The sequence below is a fragment of the Streptomyces sp. NPDC048331 genome (assembly GCF_043201215.1).
Lineage (GTDB): Bacteria > Actinomycetota > Actinomycetes > Streptomycetales > Streptomycetaceae > Streptomyces.
The window spans coordinates 109,582-133,547 of the sequence record NZ_JBICYT010000001.1 but is presented as its reverse complement, the minus strand read 5'-3'; the positions used below and the strand labels follow the sequence as shown (position 1 = coordinate 133,547).

Genomic DNA, 23,966 nt, shown 5'->3' with positions numbered 1-23,966 from the left:
CTCTCGGCCACGGCCTCCCCGGGCGTGGCCCGCTCAGACTAGACTGCGCGCGGACCAGGCACATCGGGTGGGGGCGGCAGTGACGACGGACATACGCAAGCCTTCCGCGACGCCCGCGAAGCCGGCCGTTCCCTCGCCCTTCGAGGACGAGAGCCTGTGGGGCCGGGCCACCCTCCCGCGCACCCTGCTCTCGCGCGCGCTGTCCGTCCCGCTCGCGCTCGGATTCACCGTCTTCCTGCCGCTGTTCGTCGCCCTGCAGTCCGGCGCCGGCGCCCGCGACGCGGCCTTCTGGCTCCAGCTGCTGCTCACCATGTACGCGGGCGCCCGGCTCTCCGCGATGGTGCTCACCAGCCGCCGCAAGCTGCTCCAGGGCTCCTTCTGGCTCTTCGTCTACATGGCCATGGGGGTGGCCCCGCTCGCCCAGGCCGTCCTCGGCCAGGTCCCGACCCCGGTCGTCGGTCCGCGCTCCGACCTGACCGTCGCCATCGGGCTCGTCCTGCTCGGCTGCACGGCCTTCGACGTCGGTGTACTGCTGGCCCGCCACCGGCCGGCCGGGCGCGCGGGCGGCTCGCAGAAGGAGTCCCGGCCCGTCATGGCGCACCGGCGCCGCCTCCAGCTGCTGACGGTCCTGTCGTTCCTGTGCAGCGCCGTCTTCATCATGAAGCTCGGCGGCCCGGCGGTCTTCTTCTCCAGCCGCCAGGAGATCATCGCGGGCATCGAGGAGGCGGGTGTCTCCAACGGCGACGGCCAGGCCGGGCAGGCCCTGCTGCGCGGTTTCGGCACCGTACCGGCGCTGCTCGCGCTGCTGCTGTACACGCGCTGGCTGATCACCTCGAAGTTCGCCCGCCGCAAGGTGTCGATCATCGTCACGTGGGGGGCGCTCGCCGGGCTCAACCTGATCGTCAACAACCCGATCTCGAACCCGCGGTACTGGTTCCTGACGGTGATGTTCGCGCTGCTGTTCACCGTCTTCCCGGTGAGCGCGGCGATGTACCGGGTCGCGCTGTCCATGGCGGTGGTCGTCGCGCTCCTGATCTTCCCCTTCGCGGACCGCTTCCGCTACGACGAGAAGAACTACCGGCCGGTCGAGACCACGTCCTTCCTGGAGCCGATGGCCCTCAAGGACTACGACCAGATCGGCATGTTCGCGAACACCATCACCTTCTCGAACTCCGGCCCCGGCCACTACTACGGCCGCCAGCTCGCGGGATCGATCTTCTTCGCGGTGCCCCGCGCGGTGTGGCCGGGCAAGCCGAGGGACACCGGCGTGATGGTCGGCCAGTGGATGGGCACGGTCAACACCAACCTCTCCTCCCCGATCTGGGCGGAGCTGTGGCTCGACTTCGGACCGCTGGGCATGGGCGCGGGGCTGTTGGGCATGGGTTATGCCTCCGCCCGCGTGGACCGGCGGTACGCGAAGCGGGCCACGCGACGCAGTCCACCGGGCAGCCTGATCTCGGTGGTGGTCCCGCTGGTCGCGGGGTACTCGTTCATCCTGCTGCGCGGGCCGCTGCTCCAGGCCTCCGGCCGGGTGGCGATCGCCGCCCTCTGTCTGGCGCTGGTCGCGACCTACCGCTCGGACAAGGCCACCACCCTGCGCTGAGCGCACGGCACCCGCCTCCCACGGCTCCGGCCCCGGTGAGGCACTCCACCGGTGCCGGGGTCACCGGTGGGAGTCCCGCACGCGGTGGTGCGGGCACCGGGGGAGCGCCGAGGCGGCCCCGGAGGTCCCTCTTCCGGGCGCCGGGCGTCCCGCGCGGCCCGGATCCGGGCCGCTTCACGGGTCCTGTTCCCGGTTCCGTCCGGGCGCGGCCGAGCCGGTCGGGTGGCCGGTCGCGCATCCGGTGACGCAGGTGTGTGGCGGGCGCACCTGGGCACGGACCGGCCCCGGCGCGCACGGTGGAGGTGGCCCGCGGAAGGCAGCGGGCTCGCCGACGCAGGGGGAGACGCGCAGATGCACCTCGTTCACGACCGACCGTTCACGCACCGGGTGCCGGACAGCATGCTCAGTGAGTTGTGCGCGGAGATCTTCGCCCAGCTGCCGCGCAGCGACCAGCGGCGCAAGGGCGAGATGTACCTCCGCGGGCTGCTGTCGGTCGGCGGCCGCAAGTCCGTGCGCAACATCGCGACGCACGTCGGGGACCGTGCGGCCGAGCAGAGCCTGCACCACTTCATCTCCGCCTCCACCTGGGACTGGAACACGGTGCGCGCGGCCCTCGGCCGCTACCTGGAGCGGTCGGTGCGGCCCCGTGCCTGGGTGGTCCATCCGGTGGTCATTCCCAAGGCGGGCCGGCACTCCGTCGGGGTCGGCCCGCGGTTCGTGCCCAGCCTGGGGCAGGTGGTCAACAGTCAGCACGCCGTCGGTGTCTGGGCCGCGAACGAGGAGCGCAGCGGCCCGGTCAACTGGCGCCTCTCGCTCGGCGACGACTGGCGCGACGCCCCCCTGCCGGGGTCCCCGCGGGTGCCGGAGCCGGAGCTGGCGGCGACGGACCTGGAGTGCGCGGCCGGCGCCGCGGTCGAGTCGCAGGGCTGGGTGGGCGGCCCTCCGAGGCCCGTCGTGCTCGACCTCCCGCAGGTCGATCCGGCCGCCCTGGCCCGGCGCTTCGCCGCCGCGGGCCTGCCGTTCGTGGCGGCCGTCCCCGGCTCCACCCCCGTCACCCCGGTGGGGCCGGCCCTGGTGGGACACGACGGCCGCGGCACCTCGGCGCATCAGCTCCTGCGGATGGTACGGACCCTCCGGCGTGCGGTGACCTGGACCGACCCGGTGACCCTCACGCCCCGCACGAGCCTGGTGGCCGCGATCCCGGTCCAGCTGCCCGGCACCCGCCGGCCCTTGACGCTGCTCGGCGAATGGACGGGCAAGGACAGCTGGCCGCGGCGCTGCTGGCTCAGCGACCTGGCCGACACCCCCTGGGGTCCGCTGCTGCGGCTGGCCAAGTTGAGCCTGCGGGTCGACGCCGACTTCGCGGCCGTCTCCACGGAGGTCGGCATGGTCGACTTCGAGGGCCGGTCGTTCGGGGGCTGGCACCGGCACACGACGCTGGCCTCGGCCGCGCACGCGCTCACCGTCGAGTACCGGCCTCGGACGCTGGCGCGGCCCGCCTGATCGCGGCGGCGCCGCGCAGGACCCGGCGCGTGCGCTGCATCTGGACGGCCAACTGGACCTCCAACGCCCGGGCGGGTTCCAGCCAGTCGGGCCCGAGCAGTTCACCGATGCGTTCGAGTCGGCGGGAGACGGTGTTGGGGTGGACGTGCAGCGTCTCGGCGGCCCGCGTCGGGCTGCCGGCGGAGGCGAAGTAGGCCTCCAGGGTGCTCGTGAGTTCGGTGCGCTGCTGGGCGTCGTAGTCGAGGACCGGACCGATGGTGCGGTGGATGAACTCGATCGTGTCGGGGCTGCGGGAGAGCAGCAGACCGAGGAAGCCGAGATCGTGGGAGGAGGCGGTGCCGCCGGCGCCGCCGAGCGCGGTCAGCGCGTCCAGGCAGCAGCGCGCCTCCTGGTAGGCGGCGCCCACGGACGACAGGTCCGTGACCGGGCCGGCCGTCCCCATGCTCACCGGGTGGTCGAGGGCCGAGGACAGCGCCGCGGACGCGGCCCGTGCCACGGCCGCGGCGTCGGTGCCCGGCAGCATGAGGATGATCGAATCGCCTTCGACGCTCTTGAACCCGGAGTGCCGGCCGGCGTACGAGGACGCCAGGACGACGGCACGGGCCAGGGAGCCGCCCTCGGGGCGGGCGACCAGGACGACGTGCGAGGTGTTCGGGTCCATACCGATGCGGTGCGCGCGTTCGGCGAGCCTGGCCGCCGGGGCCTTCCCCTTGAGGAGGTCGTCGAACAGCTCGTCGCGGACCAGGCCCTCGGCCGCCGCCGCGCTGCGCTGCATCAGCAGCACCACGGCGGTGGTCTGCGCCACCAGGGCCAGGAGTTGGACCGTGTACGAGGTGTCCGACTCCGCGTCGGAGCCCGCCGCCGGGGCCAACAGGAGCGTGCCGAGCATCTCCTGGCCCGCGACGACCGGGGCCACCCAGACGCCTTCGCGGGTGCGGACCGGCCGGCGCTCGGTGTGCGCGTCGAGGTGGACCGAGCCCATCTCGCTCTCGTCCAGCTCGGGGAAGCGGGCGGGGGAGACGAGGTCGCGTCCGGCCTGGTCGCGCACGAGCAGGTCTCCGTCGAGCAGGGCCGTGGCCTCCTCGACCAGGGTGTGCAGGCCGCCGCCGGCCAGCACCACGTCGATCAGCTCGCCGTGGACCTGGCGCAGTTGGCGGGCGGCGGCGGAGGAGCTCATGGCGCGGGAGGTGTTCAGCTCCAGACCGACGACCTCGTTGCGGACCTGGTCCAGCAGCCGGGTCTTCTCGATCGCCACGGCCGCGAGGTCGGCGAGCGAACTCATCAGCGACAGCTCGTCCGGGTCGAAGTACCGGATGCCGCGGCCCGCGATGTAGAGGTTCCCCAGCTCGGTGTCCTCGTGCCGCAGGGGCACCGCCATGAGCGCGTGCAACCCCTCGGCACGCACCACGTCGTCGATCAGTTCGGAGTGCGCGAAGCTGTCGTCGCGGAGGTAGTCGGCCGTCCAGAAGGGTGCGGAGCGCTGCCGGGCCTGCTGGCCGACGCCCCGGCCCATCGGGACGGCGAATCCGACGGTGATGGCCGAGGTGTGGCCGTCGGCGGCCCGGACGATCGAGCGGCCGGCCTCGAACGAGTGGAAGGTCACCCAGGACATGTCGAGCCCCAGCAGCAGTCGGGCCCGCCGGGTGATGACCTTGAGCAGGGTGTCCAGGTTGTACGGGAGGGTCAGGTCCCGTGCGGTGTCGACCAGCGCGCTCAGGCCCGCCTCGCGCTGCTGGCGGCGGGCGAAGAGCGCCCGGATGCTCAGGGACAGGTTCTTCGCCCGCTCCAGCCGGGCGAGTTCGGCCTCGTCCGCGCCCGCCTCGCGTGCCGTCCGTACGACGCGTTCGAACTCCTCGGTCCGTGCCTCCCTGGCCAGCAGCACCAGCATCTCGGACACGTCCGTATCGGACCGCCGGTCCTCCGACTTCACAGTCGCCCCCTCAGGTTCCGCGCATGCGGTTCAACATTTTGTTGATTCTAGAGTGCCAGGTCAGGTGGGGTGTGCTGTGCTCGGGTCACCACTCTGTGTGAATGACGCTGTCGCCGGGCCACCTTCTGGACGGGGCCGGCCGGCGGATAGACCTGTCCGCGGGGCCTCGACCGGGCGCCGTTCACATCGCTTGTACGAGGGGTCCGATGTCGCAGGTCCAGAGTTACGAACGCTCCATCCACCGCAGCCGCATGTCGCTGACCAGACCCGACCGGCCGAGGACGTTCACGATGCACGGACGGGAGTGGGACCTGCTGGACGCGGTCTTCGCCCCCGTGTTCTCCCCCTCGACCGGGGTCGCCCTGGAGTTCCTCGAACTGGCCGAGGCGCGCGACCGCCCGGCGACCGGCCGTTCCGCCTTCCTGGAGATCGGCTGCGGCACCGGCGTGATCGCGGTGACGGCCGCCCTCGCCGGATACGGACGGGTCGTCGCCGCGGACATCAGCCCCCAGGCGGTGGAGAACGCGGCGGTCAACGCCGAGCGCCACGGGGTGGGGGACCGGCTGAGCGCCGTGCACAGCGACCTGTTCTCCGGCCTGCCCGAGAACGAGCGCTTCGACACCGTCTTCTGGAGCTCCAACTACGTGCTGGCTCCCGAGTCCTACGAGTACAAGTCCGTGCACGAGCGCGCCTACGTGGACACCGGTTACCGGGCCCACCGACGCTACCTGGAGCAGGCACCGCGCTGGCTGGCCCCGGGCGGGGTCGTCCTGCTGCACTTCAGCGACCGCGGCGATCTGCCCGCACTGCACCGGATCGCCGAGGAGTGCGGCCGGGAACTGCGCGTCCTGCGCAGCCTCCAGGTGCGCGAAGGCGAGTACGGCGAGGACACGGTCGAGCACATGCTGCTCCAGGTCCTACCGGTCCTGCCGGTCCTGGCGTAGGCGCGGGACGGGGGAGACATGCGCACGCTTCTGATCGACAACTACGACTCGTTCACCTACAACCTCTTCCACCAGATCACCGAGGCGGGCGGCCGCGAACCCGAGGTCGTCCGCAACGACGATCCGCGCTGGAGCGCCCGACGACTGGCCGACTTCGACAACGTGGTCGTCTCACCCGGCCCGGGGACCCCCCTCGAAGCACGCGACCTCGGCATCTCCCGCGAGATCCTCGCGACGACACGGCTCCCGGTGCTCGGTATCTGCCTGGGCCACCAGGCGATCGGCGCGCTGCACGGTGCCACCGTGGGGCGGGCGCCCGCTCCCCGGCACGGGCGGATCTCCCGCGTACGGCACGACGGTACGGGCCTGTTCGCCGGGCTGCCGTCACCCATGGAGGTCGTGCGCTACCACTCGCTGGCGGTGACCGACCTGCCGCCCGAGCTGGAGGCCACGGCCTGGTCGCCGGACGGGGTCCTGATGGGATTGCGGCACCGCACCCGGCCGATGTGGGGCGTGCAGTTCCACCCCGAGTCGATCTGCGCCGAGCACGGGGTGGAACTCCTGCGCAACTTCATGGACCTGAGCGAGCACGCGGCTCCCCGGCCGACCCGGACACCTCGGCCGCCCCGCCGGACCGCCGAGGCCCGGTCCACGGCCCGGCCGGCCGTCGCCGCCGGACCCGCGCCGGCCTCCCGCGCCGGAACGCGTCGCCTGCGCGTGCTCACCCACGAGCTGCCCACCGACTGGGACGCGGAGCGGGCCTACGACCTGCTCTTCCGGGGGAACCCCTACTCCTTCTGGCTCGACAGCAGCCGACCGGACGCCACCGACGGGCGATTCTCGATCATGGGTGACGCCTCGGGCCCGCTGGCACGGGTGGCCCGCGCCGACGTGTGGAGCGGCACGGTCCGGGTGGACTCCGCCTCGGACACGGAGATCGTCTCGGGCCCGTTCCTGGACTGGCTCGACCAGGACCTGCGCGCGATCGAGACCCATGTCCCCGCCTTACCCTTCGACTTCGCCCTCGGGTGGACCGGGTACCTCGGCTACGAGCTGAAGTCCGAGTGCGGCGGTGAACTCGTCCACCGGTCCGAGGACCCCGACGCCGTGATGGTCTTCACCGACCGGGCTCTCGTCCTCGACCACCACACCGGTACCACCCACCTGCTGGCGCTCGCGGACGACGGCGTCGAGGGATCCGAGGACACCGCCCGCCGCCGGCTCGCCGCCCTGGCGGACCGGCTCGCGCACCTGCCGCGGGGCGCGGCGCCCGCCCCGGACGGTTCGGTCCCGCTGACCGGCGAGATCCGGCTGCGCCACGACCGCGCCGGCTATCTCGGCCTCATCGCCGCCGCCCACGAGGAGATAGCGGCCGGTGAGACCTACGAGGTCTGCCTCACCAACACGGCCGAGGTCCGCGGCCGGCTCGACCCGTGGGCCGGATACCTGCACCTGCGCCGCAGCCACCCGGCCCCGTTCGGCGCGCTGCTCCAGTTCGGCGGCCTGTCCGTGCTGAGCACCTCGCCCGAGCGGTTCCTACGGGTGGACGGGGACGGTCTGGTCGAGTCCAGGCCGATCAAGGGCACCCGCCCCCGAGGAGCCACGCCCGCCGAGGACGCCGCCCTGGTGGCGGACCTGCTGACCTGCGAGAAGGACCGCGCCGAGAACCTGATGATCGTGGACCTGGTCCGCAACGACCTCGGGCGCTGCGCCGAACCCGGAACGGTGGAGGCCACCGACATCTTCCGCGTCGAGAGCTTCGCCGGAGCCCACCAACTCGTCAGCACCGTACGGGCGCGCCTGCGCCGGGACAGCAGCGCGGTGCGGTGCGTACGGGCCGCCTTCCCCGGGGGCTCGATGACCGGTGCCCCCAAGGTGCGGACCATGCGGATCATCGACCGGCTGGAGGCCGGACCGCGCGGGGTGTACTCCGGCGCCCTCGGGTACTTCTCGCTCTCCGGCGCCGCCGATCTGAGCATCGTCATCCGCACGGCCCTGGTCACCGAGGACAAGGTCCGCTACGGCACCGGAGGAGCGATCATCGCCCTCTCGGACGCGGCGGCCGAGTTCGAGGAGACCGCGGTCAAGGCGGGACCGCTGCTCTCGCTGACCACGGCCCCGTTCCCGGGACGGTCCGCCGCGCGCGACCGCCGCATGGAGGACGTCAGGACGTGAACGGCCAGGCCCGGCGCAGGCGGGACAGCTCCGCCGCCTCCAGGTCCCGGGCGACGTCCCGCATCCGGACGCCCAGTGCTTCGAGGGCCTCCAGCGCGCGCCGGGCCTCCTCGTGGGCGTTCAGCAAGGTGTCGCCCCGCAGCCCGCCGCGCGCGCCGGCCGCCTCCAGCACCTCCAGGGAGGCGGCCTGCGCGGTGTTCCAGCCGATCAACTCACCGACGTGCCAAGGCGCGACCCCCGTCCACACGAGGGAGGGGGGCTCGGCCCCGGCGGCGCGCAGCACCCGCCACCAGTCAGTGCCCAGCCGCTCCTCCCGCAGCCGGTGGAGCTGCCGGGCCAGCGCCACCGCGGCCGTGCCGCGGACGCCCGCCGCCGCTCCCGCGGGTGTCGCCGGCTCCGGCAGCCGGCTGTCCACCTCCGCGTCGAGGACGCCCACCGGCACCGAGGCCGCCGCGGTGATCCGGCCGAGCGGCCGGCCGGCCGCCAGGGCCCGCTCCATCCCGGTGAGGTACGCGTCGAGGAACTCCTCGTACCGCTCCGCGGAGAAGACGAGGTCCGCGTCCACGCTGATGGACATCGCCAGACAGTCCGACATCGCGGTGAGTCCGGCCGCCGTCGCCGGCACCCGGATCAGCAGATTGGGCCGCCCCACCGCGCCGCCCGCGGTACGGGCCGCCGCCACCAGGGCCGACGCGTCGTGCGCCGCGCGCGGATCCACCGGCACGGACACCCGGCCCTGTTGTCCCCCGCTCGCCGCGAAGGCGCCCCGCAGGGCGTCGCAGGCCCGGCGGACGGCGGCCGGATCGGCGGCCGGCGCGACCGCGCCCCGTAACAGCGCGGCATCGGCGGCCGCGGACGGCGAGGCGGGCAGGATCTCCCGCGCACCCGCGGCGACCAGCCAGGGTGACACGCCCTCGGCCGCCAGCTGCTTCAACAACCGGGCGGCGGGTTGGCTCAACATGCGCAGAGAGTAGGGCGCTCGGCGTCGCCCCCGGCAGCTCGGAGCCGAGTCCTTGTCAGGTCGGCGGTCGCCCGACGCGCGAGCCGGCCATTTCTCGCCGCTTTCACCCCTTTGCAGCCACGAACTCCGAGACTTGACCAAGTACGTGCCACCTGACCAAGTGACGGGCCACCTGACGAAGTGGCAGGGCCCTCCTGGTGACCCAGGCACAGCGCTTCACAGACTCCTCGGCATCGCCATGTCGGCAGGTCCATCACTGGGAGAGACCACGTGCAAGAGATTGCAGTCTGGAAATCGCTAGCCGCAGGACAACAGCCGCAGTGGCCTGATCGGGCCGCCCTGCGGAAGGTCCGCGAAGAACTGGCGGACGCCCCCGCCCTGGTGAACGGCGCGGACGTACGAGCCCTGCGCGCCCTGCTCGCCGAAGCCGCCGCCGGCACCGTCCAGGTCGTCCAGATCGGGGACTGCGCCGAGGACCCGGCCGAGGCCACACCCGGGCACGTGGCGCGCAAGGCGGCGCTGCTGGACGTCCTGGCCGGCGTCATGAAGACCCGCTCGCACAAGCCCGTGCTGCGCGTGGGCCGCCTCGCCGGACAGTTCGGCAAGCCGCGCTCCAGCGACACCGAGATCGTGGGCGGTCTCGAACTGCCCTCGTACCGCGGCCACATGGTCAACAGCCCCGAACCGGACCCGGTCCTGCGCCGCCCCGACCCCCAGCGGCTGCTCCTGGGCTACCGGGCGGCCGCCGACGTCATGGAGCTGCTCGGCCGACACGGCGAGCGGCGCCCCAGCGCGGCCGAGGCCCCGGTGTGGACCAGTCACGAGGCCCTGCTCCTCGACTACGAAGGCCCCCTGGTCCGTACCGAGCCTGACGGCTCGCTCCTGCTGACCTCGACGCACTGGCCGTGGATCGGCGAGCGCACCCGCGAGCTCGACGGGGCGCACGTCGCCTTCTTCGCCTCGCTCGCCAACCCGGTCGCCACGAAGGTCGGCCCGAGGACGACCCCCGAGCAGCTGCTCGCGCTGTGCGAGCGGCTCGACCCGGCCCGGGACCCCGGCCGCCTCACCCTCATCTCCCGGATGGGCGCCGGTACGGCCGCCGAACGGCTGCCCGCCCTGGTGCGCGCCGTACGGGACGCCGGATTCCCGGTCCTGTGGATGTGCGACCCGATGCACGGCAACACGGTCAACGCGCCGGGCGGCTACAAGACCCGCTACATCGAGACCGTCGTCCGCGAGGTCGAGGAATTCCAGAACGCGGTCTGCGACAACGGTGGCGTCGCCGCCGGACTGCACCTGGAGACGACCCCGGACGCCGTCCGCGAATGCGTCGCGGACGCCTCCCGCGTCGGGGAGCTGGGCGAGAAGTACACCAGCTTCTGCGACCCCCGGCTCAACCCCGAGCAGGCGATCCAGGTCGCCTCCGCCTGGCGCGTCTGAAGAAGGGAGTTCAACGATCATGGAAGGAAAGACCGCTCTGGTCACCGGCGCGGCCGGCGGCATCGGAGAGGCCGTCGTCCGGGCGCTGGCGTCCAAGGGCGTGCGGGTCGCGGCCGTCGATCGTGACGCCGAGCGGCTGCGTACGTCGGTGAAGGCGGCGGCCGAGGCGGGGCACGAGGTCACGGCCTTCCCCGCGGACGTCACCGTGAGCTCCGACGTCGACGCGGTGGTGGCCGAGGTCGAATCGGTCCTGGGGCCGCTCGACTTCCTCGTCAACGCCGCCGGTGTGCTGCGCCTGGGCCAGGCGCGCGCCCTGACCGACGAGGAGTGGGCCACCACGTTCGCCGTCAACACCACCGGCGTCTTCTTCATGTCCCGCGCCGTCGTGAACCACATGGTGGCGCGCCGTAGCGGTGCCATCGTCACCGTGGCCTCCAACGCGGCGGGAACCGCCCGCGCGGAGATGTCCGCGTACGCCGCCTCCAAGGCGGCCGCGACCATGTTCACCAAGTGCCTCGGCCTGGAGGTGGCCCGGTTCAACATCCGGGCCAACCTCGTCGCGCCGGGCTCCACTGACACCCCGATGCTGACGTCGATGTGGCAGGACAGTTCGAGCGCACAGGCCTCGATCGAGGGCGCGCCCGAGAAGTACCGGGTCGGCATCCCGCTGGGCAAGCTGGCCCAGCCGCAGGACGTCGCCGACGCCGTGTGCTTCCTGCTCTCGGACCAGGCGTCCCACATCACCATGCACGACCTGACGGTGGACGGGGGTGCGGCGCTCGGTGTCTAGTTCCGACGCACAGCCCCGGTTCATCCCCGAGGTCGACGCCTACCCGATGCCGGCGGCGGGCGACCTGCCCACCGGCCCCGCGCGGTGGACCGTCGACCCGCACCGCGCGGTCCTGCTCCTGCACGACATGCAGAAGTTCTTCCTGTCCCCCTTCCCGGCGGGCGAACAGCCCGTCACCGACCTCGTGGCGAACTCCACGCGGCTGCGGGACCGCTGCGCGGCGCTCGGCATACCCGTCGCGTACACCGCGCAGCCCGGTGGCATGACCCCGCGGCAGCGGGGACTGCTGAAGGACTTCTGGGGCCCGGGCATGCGGCCGAGCCCGGAGCACCGGCAGGTCGTGGAGCCCCTGGCGCCGGCCGACGGCGACTGGGTGTTCACCAAGTGGCGCTACAGCGCCTTCCACCACACCGACCTGCTGGAACGCATGCGCTCCGCCGGGCGCGACCAGCTGATCATCTGCGGCGTGTACGCACACGTCGGGGTGCTGATGACGGCCGTCGATGCCTTCAGCCACGACATCCAGCCCTTCCTGGTCGGCGACGCCGTCGCCGACTTCACCCCGCAGGACCAGCGGATGGCCTTGGAGTACGCGGCCGCCCGGTGCGCCACGGTCGTCGCCACCAAGGGGCTCCTCGCGGACCTCGACGGGCCCGACGCGGCCACCGGCGGACGGGAGGAGCGATGAGCACGGACCCGCTGGGCCGGGTACTGGGGGACCGGCCCCCCGCCTTCCTGCTCGTGCACCGCCCCGAAACGACCGGACCCGATCACGCCGAGCTGTTCCTCGGCGACCTGACCGAGGTCGCGGACCTGGCCGGCGTGGCGCTCGCCGACCTCACGGCCGACGGCACGGCGCGGCAGGACACCGTCGTCCTGATCCCGTACCGGCAGCTCGCCGAGCGGGGCTACGAGGCGCCCGACGACGGTACGCCGCTGCTCGCGATGACCATCGCCGAACGGTGCGAGCCGCCGTTGGCCGAGGTGCTGACCCGCATCCCGGACGCCCCCGTGCACCTTGCGGAAGGCGGCGCCTTCGACACCGACGACGAGGCCTACGCGGCGATCGTCCGCCAGGTCGTCACGGACGAGATCGGCACCGGCGAGGGCGCGAACTTCGTCATCAAGCGCACCTTCGTCGCCGACATCACGGATTACGGCGTCGGCTCCGCGCTGCGCTTCTTCCGCCGCCTGCTGGAGCGGGAGAAGGGCGCGTACTGGACGTTCGTCGTGCACACCGGCGACCGGACGCTGGTCGGGGCCTCGCCCGAACGGCACGTGAGCGTCGCCGACGGCCGGGCCGTCATGAACCCGATCAGCGGCACCTACCGCTACCCCGCCTCGGGTCCGACCCTCTCGGGCGTCCTGGACTTCCTCGCCGACGCCAAGGAGTCCGACGAGCTGTACATGGTCGTCGACGAGGAACTGAAGATGATGGCCCGGGTGTGCGAGACGGGCGGCCGGGTCACCGGCCCCCACCTCAAGGAGATGGCCCGGCTCGCGCACACCGAGTACTTCATCGAGGGCCGCACCCACCTCGACCCGCGCGAGATCCTCCACGAGACGCTCTTCGCGCCGACCGTCACCGGCTCGCCGCTGGAGAGCGCCGGCAAGGTCGTGGCCCGCTACGAACCCCAGGGCCGCGGCTACTACAGCGGAGTCCTCGCCCTCGTCGGACAGGACGGACGCGGCGCGCGCACCCTGGACTCGGCGATCCTCATCCGCACCGCCGACATCGACGCCGGCGGCCGCATGCGGATCGGCGTGGGGGCCACCCTCGTACGGCACTCCGACCCGCTCTCCGAGGTCGCCGAGACCCGCGCCAAGGCCGCCGGCCTGCTGGCCGTGCTCGGCGACGCCGGTCCCGCCCGGTTCGGCGACCACCCGGCGGTACGCCGGGCCCTGGCCCGGCGCAACGAGAACATCTCCGGATTCTGGCTCGCGGACGAGGCGGCACGGCGACGCGCGGTGGCGGCGCTGGCGGGCCGCAAAGTGCTGGTGGTCGACGCCGAGGACACCTTCACGGCGATGATCGAGCACCAACTGCGGTCCTTCGACGCCGAGGTGACGGTCCGCCGGTTCGACGAGCCGTACACCTTCGACCCCTACGACCTCGTCGTCATGGGCCCGGGCCCCGGAGACCCGCAGGAGACCGACCACCCCAAGATCGCGCATCTGCGCGGGGCCATCGGGACCCTGCTGGCCGAGGGGCGGCCCTTCCTGGCCGTCTGCCTCAGCCACCAGGTGCTCAGCAGGCGGCTCGGCCTCGACCTGGTCCGCCGGGAGCACCCCAACCAGGGCGTGCAACGTCGGATCGACCTGTTCGGGCGGGCCGAGCGGGTGGGCTTCTACAACACCTTCGCCGCGCACAGCTCCGAGGACAAGGGCGAGAGCGACCTCGGGATGTTCGAGATCAGCCGGGACCCGGAGAACGGCGAGGTCCACGCCCTGCGCGGGCCGGGCTTCCACTCCCTGCAGTTCCACCCGGAATCGGTGCTGACCGAGGACGGGCCCCGGATCGTCGGCGAGGCACTCGCCGGCCTGCTCGGGGAGGGGACGTCGTGAAGGCCGCCGTCGTGTGGTGGGACCTGGCCGGTACCGGGCGGACCGTCGAGTCGATGCGCGGATTCCTCCGAGACGAGGCCGTCGACCTGTTCGCCGGGGTCGAGGGCCTGCGCCTGAAGTTCTGGATCTCCGACGCGGCGACCGAGCGGTGGGGCGCCGTCCTCCTGTGGGAGTCCGCGCGGGCCGCCGCGGCGCCGCTGCCGGCCCGCGCGGCCGAACTCATCGGGCGCCCTCCGGTGCAGCGCACGTTGTTCGACGTGGAGGCCACCGTGGAGGGCGTCTTCGCCCTCGCCGAACTCTCCGGCCACGGCCTCGCGCTGGAACCCTCCGGCACCTGACGAAGTACCGCGGCGCGACTGCCCCGCGAAGGGCCGCGCGTTGCAGGGTGTGGTGCGGCCCGCGCGGCCCCACCACACCCCCTCACTCCCTTTCCCGATCCCACCGAGGAGCCCTGAACAGCCGTGAGTACCCCACCGCAGAGCGAGACCGGACGCTTCGAATGGAGTGAGCTGGACCGCCGGACCGTGGACGTGGCGCGCGCACTGGCCGTCGACGCCGTCGAGGCCGCCGGGCACGGCCACCCGGGCACCGCGATGAGCCTCGCCCCGGCCGCGTACCTGCTCTTCCAGCGGCTGCTGCGGCACGACCCCGCCGACCCGCGGTGGGCCGGGCGCGACCGGTTCGTCCTGTCCTGCGGCCACTCCAGCCTGACCCTCTACAACCAGCTCTACCTCAGCGGCTACGGCCTCGAACTCGACGACATCAAGGCCCTGCGCACCGCCGACAGCCTGACCCCCGCGCACCCCGAGCACGGGCACACGCCCGGTGTGGAGACCACGACCGGGCCGCTCGGCCAAGGGCTCGCCAACGGCGTCGGCATGGCCATGGCCGCCCGCCGCGAACGCGGCCTGTTCGACCCCGACGCCGCCCCGGGGACGAGCCCCTTCGACCACACCGTGTGGGTCTTCGCCTCCGACGGCGACCTGGAGGAGGGCATCAGCCACGAGGCCAGCTCGCTGGCCGGCCACCAGAAGCTCGGCAACCTCGTCGTCCTCCACGACGACAACCACATCTCCATCGAGGACGACACGCAGATCGCCCAGTCCGAGGACATCGCCGCCCGTTACCGCGCGTACGGCTGGCACGTGCAGCAGGTCGACTGGACCGTGACCGGCTCCTACGTGGAGGACGTCGAAGCCCTCCACAGCGCCCTGGTCGCCGCCCGCGCCGAGAGCGACCGCCCCTCGCTCGTCGCCCTGCGCACCGTCATCGGCTGGCCCTCGCCCGGCAAGCAGAACACCGGCAAGATCCACGGAGCGGCGCTCGGCGCCGCCGAGACGGCCGCCACCAAGGTCGCGCTGGGCCTGGACCCGGAGCTGAGCTTCCAGGTCCCGGCCGACGTGCTCGCGCACGCCCGCCGGGTCGGCGAGCGCGCCCGCGCGGCCCGCGCCGAGTGGGACAAGCGGGAGCGGGACTGGCGCGCCGCCCACCCCGAGCGCGCCGCCGAGTTCGACCGTCTGTCCGCACGCGAACTGCCGCCCGGCTGGGAGGAGTCGCTGCCCGTCTTCGCCCCCGGCACCTCCGTCGCCACCCGCAAGGCCTCGGGCGAGGTCCTCTCCGCCCTGGCCGGGGTGCTGCCCGAGCTGTGGGGCGGCTCCGCCGACCTGGCGGAGAGCAACAACACCACGATGGCGGGCGAGCCCTCCTTCATCCCCGAAGAGCTGTCCACCGAGGCCTTCACCGGCCACCGCTACGGCCGCACCCTGCACTTCGGCATCCGCGAGCACGCCATGGGCGCGATCCTCAACGGCATCGCCCTGCACGGCGGCACCCGCCCCTACGGCGGCACCTTCCTGGTCTTCTCCGACTACATGCGCCCGGCCGTACGGCTCGCCGCCATGATGAAGCTGCCCGTCACCTACGTCTGGACGCACGACTCGATCGGCCTCGGCGAGGACGGCCCCACCCACCAGCCCGTGGAACACCTCTGGGCGCTGCGCCTGATCCCCGGGCTGGACGTCGTACGCCCGGCCGACGCCAACGAGACCGCGGCCGTCTGGGCCTCGCTGCTACGGCGCACCGACCGGCCCGCCGGCCTGTGCCTGTCCCGGCAGAACCTGCCCGTCCTGGACCGCTCCCCGGACTCGGACATCGAGTCCGCGGCGGGCGCCGAACGCGGTGGCTACATCCTCGCGGAGGCCACCGGCGGCGAGCCCGAGGTCCTCCTGCTGGCCACCGGCAGCGAGGTGCACATCGCCCTCGACGCCCGCCGCATCCTGCAGCGCGACGGCATCCCCACCCGGGTGGTGTCCCTGCCCTGCCTGGAGTGGTTCGCCGAGCAGAGCCAGGAGTACCGCGACCGGGTGCTGCCGCCGCGGACACGGGCCCGGGTCTCGGTGGAGGCCGGGTCGGTCCTCGGCTGGTACGCCCTCGTCGGCGAGGCGGGCCACACGGTCGGACTCGACCACTTCGGCGCCTCGGCCTCCGGCGCCGTCCTCTACGAGCGCTACGGACTGACCGCCGAGCGGGTGGCGGCCGCCGCCCGCGTCAGCGCGGCCCGGGCCGCCCGGCGCTCATGACCTCGCCCACCGCCCCGCTGATCGCCCGCATCCCCGGATCCAAGAGCATCACCAACCGGGCACTGCTGCTGGCCGCCGCCTCCGCCGGGGACACCCGGCTGAGCGCGCCTCTGATCAGCGAGGACACCCTCGCCTTCCGCACCGCGCTGACCGACCTCGGCATCCGGATCACCGGCGCCGACACGGGCTGGGACATCCGGGGCGGCGGCCGCGGCCCCACCGCCGGCGCCGTCACCTCGGTGGCGTGCGCCGACGCGGGCACCGCCGCACGGTTCCTGCCGCCCTTCGCGGCCACCGGCCGAGGCGAGTTCGTCTTCGACGGCAGCGACCAACTGCGGGCGCGCCCCCTGCGCCCACTGGTCGACGCCCTCGGCGCGCTCGGCGCCCGGGTGGCCTGCGGCCCGGCGGGCACCCTGCCCCTGACGGTCACCGCCGACGGCCTGGACGGCGGCGAACTCGTCCTCGACTCCTCCTTCAGCAGCCAGTACCTCACCGGGCTGCTGATGGCGGCCCCGCTGATGCGCCGGGCGCTGACCGTACGGGCCGAGGACCTGGTCAGCCGCCCGTACATCGATATGACCCTGGCGCTGATGCGGCACTTCGGCGCCACCGCCGAGGACCACGGGGACGGCACGATCACCGTGCGTCCCGGCGGCTACCGCGCGGCCGACCTGGCCGTCGAACCGGACGCCTCCACCGCCTCGTACGTCTTCGCGGCCGCGGCCGTGACGGGGCGCCGCGTGACCGTACCGGGCCTCGGCGCCGGCAGCCTCCAAGGAGACCTCGGCTTCGCCCACGTGCTGCGGCGGATGGGCGCGCACGTGGCGGTCACCGACGCGGGAACCACCGTCACCGGCCGCCCGGACGGGGCCCTGACCGGCGGCTTCGCCGTCGACATGGGTGACATCTCGGACACCTTCATGACGCTGGCGGCCATCGCTCCGCTCGCCGACGCCCCGATCACCGTCCACGGCATCGCCCACGCCCGGTTCAAGGAGTCCGACCGGATCGAGGCCGTCGCCCGCAACCTGGGTGCCCTCGGCATCCGTACCGAGCAGGGCCCGGACCGGATCACCGTCCACCCCGGCGCCACCGGGCCCGCCGAGATCGCCTGCTACCGCGACCACCGGATCGCCATGGCCTTCTCCGTACTGGGGCTGCGCGCGGGCGGCATCACCCTCGACGACCCGTCCTGCGTCGGCAAGACCTTCCCCGGGTTCCACGCCGAACTACGCCGGCTCTTCCCCGACCACACGACACCACAAGGAATCTGAAGCACAGATGGCGCACATACTCATCGCCGGCGGCGGCATCGGCGGACTCGCCGCCGCACTCGGCATCGCCGGCCGCGGGCACCGGGTGACGGTCCTGGAGCGCCGGGACTCCTTCACCGAACTCGGCGCGGGCATCCAGCTCGGCCCCAACGCCTTCCACGCCCTCGACCTGCTCGGCGTGGGCTCCCCGGTCCGCTCCCGGGCCGTCTACATCGACGAACTGCGGTTCATGGACGGCACCACCGGCGAGCGGGTCGCCTCCATGCCGCTGACCGGCGACTACCGCACCCGCTTCGGCAACCCGTACGCCGTCGTGCAGCGCTCCGACCTGTACGAGCCGCTGCTGGAGAGCTGCCGCGCCCACCCGCTGATCGAACTGCGCGGCAACAGCCAGGTCGTCTCCTACGAGTCGGGCGCCCCGGGCTCGGCCGAGGTCACCGCCGTCCTCGCCACCGGCGAGCGGCTCACCGGGGCCGCCCTGATCGGCGCCGACGGCATCCGGTCCGCGGTACGCCGCCGGCTGGTCGGCGACGGGGACCCGCGGGTCTCCGGGCACACCATCTACCGCTCGGTGATCCCCATGGACCAGGTCGCCGAGGAGCTGCGGTGGAACACCGTGACCCTGTGGGCCGGCCCCAAGTGGCACTTCGTCCACTACCCGATCGGCGGCGGCGCGTACCTGAACCTGGCCGCGACCCGCGACGACGACGCGCGGGAGGTCGTCGTCGGCCGGCCGGCCGAGCGCGAGCACGTCCTGAACGAGTTCCCCGAACTCGGCGAGACCGCGCGCCGTCTCCTCGAACTCGGCCGGGACTGGAAGTCCTGGGTCCTGTGCGACCGCGACCCCGTCGACGTGTGGACGGACGGGCGCGTGGCGCTCCTCGGCGACGCCGCGCACCCGATGCTCCAGTACGCGGCCCAGGGCGCCTGCCAGGCGTTGGAGGACGCGGTGGTCATCGCGCAGTCGCTGGAGGACTGCTCCGAGGACGACATCGTCCAGCGCCTGGAGAAGTACAGCGCGACGCGCCGCGCGCGCACGGCCGAGATCCAGCTGGTGGCGCGGGAGATGGGCCACCGGCTCTACCACCCGGCCGGCCGGGACGCCGTCGAGCGCAACGCCATGCTGTCGGGCCTGTCCGCCGAGGACATGCACGACAAGGTCGCCTGGCTGCACGGTGAGCGGCTCGCGTGACCAGGCTGCGACTGCTGTCCGCACGAGCACGACGCGGTGTGCTCGTGCGTCTGGACCCGTTCCCCCGGCGCACCACCGGCCGCCAGGCCCGTGGCGCCGAATCCATCTGAAGTACCCAACAAGGGAGTTGTACCCGTCATGACCAATGTCGCCGTCATCTACTATTCCTCGACCGGCAACGTCCACACGATGGCGCGGGCCGCCGCCGAATCCGCCGCCAAGGCCGGCGCCGCGGAGGTCCGCCTGCTGAAGGTCGCCGAGCTCGCGCCCGCCGCGGTCGTCGAGAGCAACCCGGCGTGGGCCGCCCACGCCGCCGCCACGGCGGACGTTCCCGAGGCGACCCTCGCCGACCTGGAATGGGCCGATGTCGTCCTCTTCGGCACCCCGACCCGTTACGGCCTGCCCGCGGCGCAGCTCAAGCAGTTCATCGACACCACCGGAGGCCTGTGGTTCCAGGGCAAGCTCGTGAACAAGGTCGTCTCCTCGTTCACCTCCACCTCGACCGCCCACGGCGGCCAGGAGAGCACGCTGCTGGCGCTGAACAACACCTTCTACCACTGGGGCTCGATCATCGTCGCGCCCGGTTTCGCCGACCCGGTGCAGTTCGACCCGGCCAACGGCAACCCGTACGGCGCGAGCAGCGTTTCGGGCAACAACCCGAACAACGTGGCCGAGGTGAACGTCGCCTCCGTCGAGTTCCAGGCCCGCCGGGCCGTCGAGATCGCCGCCGCGCTGAAGCGCGGGTTCGCGACCGTCTGACCGAGTCCCAGCACGAACCGTCGGGGGGGCCGGGGGCCCCCCCCCCCCCCCCCCCCCCCCCCCCCCCCCCCCCGGGGGGGGGGCCCCCGCCCCCCCCCCCCCCCCCCCCCGACCCGTACCCCCACCCCACCTTCCGCGGAGACGGACATGAGAAAGAGACCCCTGCGGTACGCGATCGCATGCGTCGCGGCCCTCACGGCGGTGACCGTGCCGGCGAGCGCGGCCGAAGCACCGGCCGCCTCGGGCGGCTACGACATCGTCTGGGACGACTTCCGGGCGGGCTTCTCCCACACCGGCGAGAACGCCAAGTGGGCCCTGACCCCGACCGGCGGACTGCCCTACGGCGACGGCAGGCCGACGACCTCGGCGAGCGGCCTGACGGTCGTACCCACCGGCACCGACCCGGCCACCGGCAGACCCGCCTTCGCGTTCACCGGCGCCCAGGAGTCGGCCGGCGGCATCGGTGACGGGGACCACCTCAAGTGGTACGCCGTCGCCGATCACCGGGCCTCCACCGGCGTCACCGGCTTCGACGCGGTCCCCGGCCAGGTGCTGACCTGCCGCACCCGGCTCGCCTCGCGCACCACCGGCGCCGACCGCCACCCCTTCGGCACGGCGGTCGCCGACGCCCACGACGATCTGCGGCTCGGCGCCGGGGCCATGTCCGTCATCGACTTCGAGACGAACCTGGTCTTCGACTTCTTCCTCACCGACGAGCGCGTCTACGCCTTCTACGAGCGGCTCCCCAGCCCCGGCTCCACCTACGCGGCGTTCTCCTACGCGCTCCCGGTCGCCACCCGCCGGCCCGGCCGACGGCACGACCTGGCCATCTCCTTCGACAAGGCCGCCGGCAAGGCCGTCTGGAAGGTCGACGGCCGCGAGGTCCTCGCCGTCGACGACCTCGGTCACGTCCCCGCCGACCGGAGACACGTGATCCTCGACCACGGCGGGACCGAGGAGACCGTCTCGCCGCGCCAGCTGTCCTGCGGCATCGGCATGTTCACCCTGCTCGACGCGGCGGGCCCCGACGGCCGCGGCCTGGTGAAGCTCAGCGACCGACCCGACCACTACTACGACCCGGCCGCCGGCGCCCCACGCCCCGCGCGGTTCCTCGACGAGGCGAGCCGGCCGGACAACCGGCTCTGGGGGCAGGGCGTGCGGCTCGAGGTGGGCAAGGTCGCCATCGCCTCCCGGCCGGGAAGACTCTGACACCCCCGCCCGCCGGCCCCACGACGCCGCAGGGGCGGCATCCGGCCCCCTCGGGCCCGATGCCGCCCCTGCGGGCGTTCGGCGGATCCGCACGGCATCCGCTAGCGCGCCGGCGCCCGCCACTTCAGCAGTCCGGCCACCAGGGCCGCGAACAGCGATCCCGCGACCGGGGCCAGTACGTAGACCCACAACAGCCCGGTCGTGCCGGAGACCAGCGCGGGTCCGAACTGGCGCGCCGGGTTGGCGCCCCCGCCCGAGAGCGGCCCCAGGAAGACGATCACGGCGGCGACGCAGGCCCCCACCACCACGGGCAGGTACCTCAGCAGGCGCGGGCGCGACCCGACGAAGGCCGTGATCAGCATGATCACGGCCATGGCCGAGGCCTCTGCGGCGAACACCGCCCCGATGCTCCAGTCGGCGGCCGGCCGCAGCGCGGCGTCCCCGACCCGGGCGGCCGCCTCACCCCACACCAGGCGCGCCAGACCCGCGCCGGCCACCGAGCCGGCCAACTGCGCCACGACGAACGGCACCACCACCTCGGCGGGGAGGACCCGTAGCAGCCACAGCCCGATGCTGACGGCCGGGTTCAGGTGACCGGCGGTCTCCCGGCGCATGGACGGCCCGAGCACGAGCGCGACGATCACGCCCACCAGCAGCCCCATGGCCACGAGTTGACCGGTCAGGGTCGGGAAGAGAGCGGCGAAGGGCGTGCCGGGCCCCGCCATCCAGCGGACGGCCGTGACCACGGTGAACAGCATCGCGGTGGACAGCGCGAACTCGTAGAGGGTGATCTCCAGGAGGCGCGGCATCCGCCCGCGCGCGCGTACGGGGGGTCCATCGGTCCGTGGACCCGTATCGAGGGAAGTTCTGGTCATGATCGGAATGTGCGGCCCCGGCCCGGCCCCGGCAACGCCGGCCGCGCCACTTCGTCAGGTGCCACGGACCTGAAGAAGTCCTGGTCACCTGACGAAGTGGTGCGGCCCCGATGGACCGCCCCGCACGCCGGGCGGCACATTCGTCGAAGTCGGCCAAGGACACCTGGCCCGGCCTCCCCCCTTATCGAGAGGAACCGATCACCTATGTGCGGCCTTGCCGGATGGGTTGACTTCGAGCGCGATCTGACGGCGCACACCGAGACCGCGTCGGCCATGACGGGCACCATGGAGTGCCGCGGCCCGGACGCGGGTGGGCTGTGGACCTCGGCCCACGCGATCCTCGGCCACCGTCGCCTGGCGATCATCGACCTCGAGGGCGGCAAGCAGCCCATGCTCGCCGACCCGGACGACCACACCCAGCCGGTGATCACGTACACCGGCGAGGTGTACAACTTCCAGGAGCTGCGCGAGGAACTGCGGGGCCTGGGCCACACGTTCCGCACCACCAGCGACACCGAGGTCGTACTGCGCGCCTACGTCGAGTGGGGCGCCGGCTTCGCCGATCGCCTCAACGGCATCTACGCCTTCGCCGTCTGGGACCCGCGCACCGAGGAACTGCTCCTCGTCCGCGACCGGATGGGCGTCAAGCCGCTCTACTACTACCCCACCGCCGCCGGCGTGCTCTTCGGCTCCGAGCCCAAGGCGATCCTCGCCCACGACGAGGCCGAGGCGGTCGTCGACGTCGAGGGCCTCAAGGAGATCTTCAGCATCGTCAAGACCCCCGGGCACGCCGTCTACCAGGGCATGTACGAGGTCAAGCCGGCCACGATCGTCCGCTTCACCCGCGAGGGCCGCAGCGAGGAGAAGTACTGGGAGCTGACGGCCCAGCCGCACACCGACGACCTCGACACCACGATCGCCACCGTCCGCGAGCTGCTCGAGGACATCGTCGAGCGCCAGCTCGTCGCCGACGTCACCGTCGGCACCCTGCTCTCGGGCGGCCTGGACTCCAGCGCGGTCACCGCCCTCGCCGCCAAGGCCCTCACCAAGCAGGGCGTCGAGCAGCCCATCCGCGCCTTCTCCGTGGACTTCGTCGGCCACGACGAGCGCTTCGAGGCCAACGTCCAGTGGGCCGACCCGGACACCCCGTTCGCCGTCGAGGTCGCCGAGCGGGTCGGCGCGGAGCACATCATCGTCGAACTCGACAACGAGGACATCCTCGACCCGGAGGTGCGCGGCACCGTCCTGCGGGCGCAGGACCTGCCGGTCTCCACCGGCGACATGGAGTACTCGCTCCTCATCCTGTGCCGTGCCCTCAAGGAGCAGATGACCGTCGCGCTGTCCGGCGAGGCCGCGGACGAACTCTTCGGCGGCTACACCTGGTTCCACGACAAGGAGGCCGTCGAGTCCGACAGCTTCCCCTGGCACCACCCCTTCGAGAAGGCCGGCGGCATCGGCGCCCTGAAGACGGTCGGCCTGTGGGACAAGCTCGGCCTCACCGAGTACGTCAAGGGACGCTACGCCGAGGCGCTGGACGAGGTGCCCCGCCTGGCGGGCGAGAGCGGCCTCGAAGAGCGGATGCGCGAGGTCACGTACCTCAACCTGACCCGCTGGGAGAACTTCCTGCTGGACCGCAAGGACCGGATCAGCATGGCGGTCAGCCTGGAGGTACGCGTCCCGTTCACCGACCACCGCTTGGTCGAGTACGTCTACAACACCCCGTGGGCGATGAAGACCTTCGACGGCCGGGAGAAGAGCCTGCTGCGCGCCTCCATGCGCGGCCTGCTGCCGGACTCGGTCCTCGACCGCAAGAAGAACCCGTACCCCTCCACCCAGGACCGCAGGTACGAGATGGCCCTGCGCGAGCAGGTCGAGGCCCTGCTCGTCGAAGGCGCCCCGGTGCTGCGGCTCGTCTCGGAGGCGGACATCCGCAAGCTGCTCGACGTGCCCGAGGGCTCCTACGGCGTCGGCGGCCCGTGGAGTGCCCGCGCCGTCCTGGAGCGCCTGATCGAGTTCAACACCTGGGTCGGCGAGTACGACGTCCGCGTCGAGCTCTGACCGGCGTGGGCCCCGCCCCCCCCCCGCGGCCCGGCGGGCCGGGGCCCCCCCCCCCCCCCCCCCCCCCCCCCCCCCCCCCCCCCCCCCCCCCCCGGCCCCGCCCCCCCCC

At 73.0% G+C, this 23,966-nt stretch carries 18 protein-coding genes; 15 read left to right on the top strand and 3 right to left on the bottom strand.

What is annotated here, in order from left to right; genetic code table 11:
* Window positions 1-79 precede the first annotated feature (79 nt).
* Both ACGFYY_RS00570 and ACGFYY_RS00565 read left to right on the top strand, forming a co-directional pair.
* A complete protein-coding gene (locus tag ACGFYY_RS00570) occupies window positions 80-1,603 on the top strand; it encodes a hypothetical protein (protein WP_393706437.1) in 1,524 nt (507 codons plus the stop codon).
* Between the two features lie 351 nt (window positions 1,604-1,954).
* Entirely contained in the window at window positions 1,955-3,106 is a 1,152-nt protein-coding gene (locus ACGFYY_RS00565; protein ID WP_365266133.1) for a transposase, read from the top strand.
* On the opposite strand, the gene ACGFYY_RS00560 is transcribed toward ACGFYY_RS00565, so the two are convergent.
* Entirely contained in the window at window positions 3,063-4,994 is a 1,932-nt protein-coding gene (locus ACGFYY_RS00560) for a helix-turn-helix domain-containing protein (RefSeq protein WP_393706816.1), read from the bottom strand. The genes ACGFYY_RS00565 and ACGFYY_RS00560 overlap by 44 nt on opposite strands.
* A 248-nt stretch (window positions 4,995-5,242) precedes the next feature.
* Between ACGFYY_RS00560 and ACGFYY_RS00555 the strand changes: the two genes are divergently transcribed.
* On the top strand, window positions 5,243-5,980 hold the full coding sequence (locus ACGFYY_RS00555) for a methyltransferase domain-containing protein (protein ID WP_393706436.1): 738 nt from the start codon (window positions 5,243-5,245) through the stop codon (window positions 5,978-5,980).
* 18 nt (window positions 5,981-5,998) lie between these two features.
* A complete protein-coding gene (gene pabB, locus ACGFYY_RS00550) occupies window positions 5,999-8,155 on the top strand; it encodes an aminodeoxychorismate synthase component I (protein ID WP_393706435.1) in 2,157 nt (718 codons plus the stop codon).
* Here the strand turns inward: pabB and ACGFYY_RS00545 are convergent.
* Complete coding sequence (locus ACGFYY_RS00545) at window positions 8,145-9,116, bottom strand: transaldolase family protein (protein WP_393706434.1); 972 nt, start codon at window positions 9,114-9,116, stop codon at window positions 8,145-8,147. The two genes, pabB and ACGFYY_RS00545, sit on opposite strands and share 11 nt — an antisense overlap.
* A 270-nt stretch (window positions 9,117-9,386) precedes the next feature.
* Here ACGFYY_RS00545 and ACGFYY_RS00540 point away from each other — a divergent pair, with 270 nt between their 5' ends.
* The 10 genes from ACGFYY_RS00540 to ACGFYY_RS00495 all read left to right on the top strand — a co-directional run bounded on the left by ACGFYY_RS00540 (window position 9,387) and on the right by ACGFYY_RS00495 (window position 20,924).
* Window positions 9,387-10,556 carry a 3-deoxy-7-phosphoheptulonate synthase gene (locus tag ACGFYY_RS00540; RefSeq protein ID WP_393706433.1) on the top strand — a complete coding sequence of 390 codons (1,170 nt, stop codon included), beginning with the start codon at window positions 9,387-9,389 and terminating at the stop codon, window positions 10,554-10,556.
* A 19-nt stretch (window positions 10,557-10,575) separates the two neighbouring features.
* Entirely contained in the window at window positions 10,576-11,346 is a 771-nt protein-coding gene (locus tag ACGFYY_RS00535; RefSeq protein ID WP_365279169.1) for a 2,3-dihydro-2,3-dihydroxybenzoate dehydrogenase, read from the top strand.
* A 46-nt stretch (window positions 11,347-11,392) separates the two neighbouring features.
* Window positions 11,393-12,034, top strand: a complete 642-nt coding sequence (locus ACGFYY_RS00530) for an isochorismatase family protein (protein ID WP_393706814.1) — start codon at window positions 11,393-11,395, stop codon at window positions 12,032-12,034.
* Window positions 12,031-13,911: an anthranilate synthase family protein gene (locus tag ACGFYY_RS00525; RefSeq protein WP_393706432.1), complete on the top strand. Its 1,881-nt coding sequence runs from the start codon at window positions 12,031-12,033 to the stop codon at window positions 13,909-13,911. Before ACGFYY_RS00530 ends, ACGFYY_RS00525 begins: the two co-directional genes overlap by 4 nt.
* Complete coding sequence (locus tag ACGFYY_RS00520; protein ID WP_365279175.1) at window positions 13,908-14,249, top strand: hypothetical protein; 342 nt, start codon at window positions 13,908-13,910, stop codon at window positions 14,247-14,249. Before ACGFYY_RS00525 ends, ACGFYY_RS00520 begins: the two co-directional genes overlap by 4 nt.
* Window positions 14,250-14,372: 123 nt before the next feature.
* A complete protein-coding gene (tkt, locus tag ACGFYY_RS00515; protein ID WP_393706431.1) occupies window positions 14,373-16,490 on the top strand; it encodes a transketolase in 2,118 nt (705 codons plus the stop codon).
* Window positions 16,487-17,764, top strand: a complete 1,278-nt coding sequence (gene aroA, locus ACGFYY_RS00510) for a 3-phosphoshikimate 1-carboxyvinyltransferase (RefSeq protein WP_393706430.1) — start codon at window positions 16,487-16,489, stop codon at window positions 17,762-17,764. Before tkt ends, aroA begins: the two co-directional genes overlap by 4 nt.
* A gap of 7 nt (window positions 17,765-17,771) precedes the next feature.
* Complete coding sequence (locus tag ACGFYY_RS00505; RefSeq protein ID WP_393706429.1) at window positions 17,772-18,956, top strand: 3-hydroxybenzoate 6-monooxygenase; 1,185 nt, start codon at window positions 17,772-17,774, stop codon at window positions 18,954-18,956.
* Between the two features lie 138 nt (window positions 18,957-19,094).
* The gene (gene wrbA / locus ACGFYY_RS00500) at window positions 19,095-19,715 is read left to right on the top strand and encodes an NAD(P)H:quinone oxidoreductase (protein WP_365279186.1); all 621 of its coding nucleotides are present in this window, start codon (window positions 19,095-19,097) and stop codon (window positions 19,713-19,715) included.
* A 147-nt stretch (window positions 19,716-19,862) separates the two neighbouring features.
* Complete coding sequence (locus ACGFYY_RS00495; protein WP_393706428.1) at window positions 19,863-20,924, top strand: DUF6081 family protein; 1,062 nt, start codon at window positions 19,863-19,865, stop codon at window positions 20,922-20,924.
* A gap of 101 nt (window positions 20,925-21,025) precedes the next feature.
* Here the strand turns inward: ACGFYY_RS00495 and ACGFYY_RS00490 are convergent, their stop codons facing one another.
* Complete coding sequence (locus ACGFYY_RS00490; protein WP_393706427.1) at window positions 21,026-21,799, bottom strand: aquaporin; 774 nt, start codon at window positions 21,797-21,799, stop codon at window positions 21,026-21,028.
* A gap of 204 nt (window positions 21,800-22,003) precedes the next feature.
* Between ACGFYY_RS00490 and asnB the strand changes: the two genes are divergently transcribed.
* Window positions 22,004-23,857 (top strand): asparagine synthase (glutamine-hydrolyzing), encoded by a 1,854-nt coding sequence (gene asnB, locus ACGFYY_RS00485; RefSeq protein ID WP_393706426.1) that lies wholly within the window; start codon window positions 22,004-22,006, stop codon window positions 23,855-23,857.
* Window positions 23,858-23,966 lie beyond the last annotated feature (109 nt).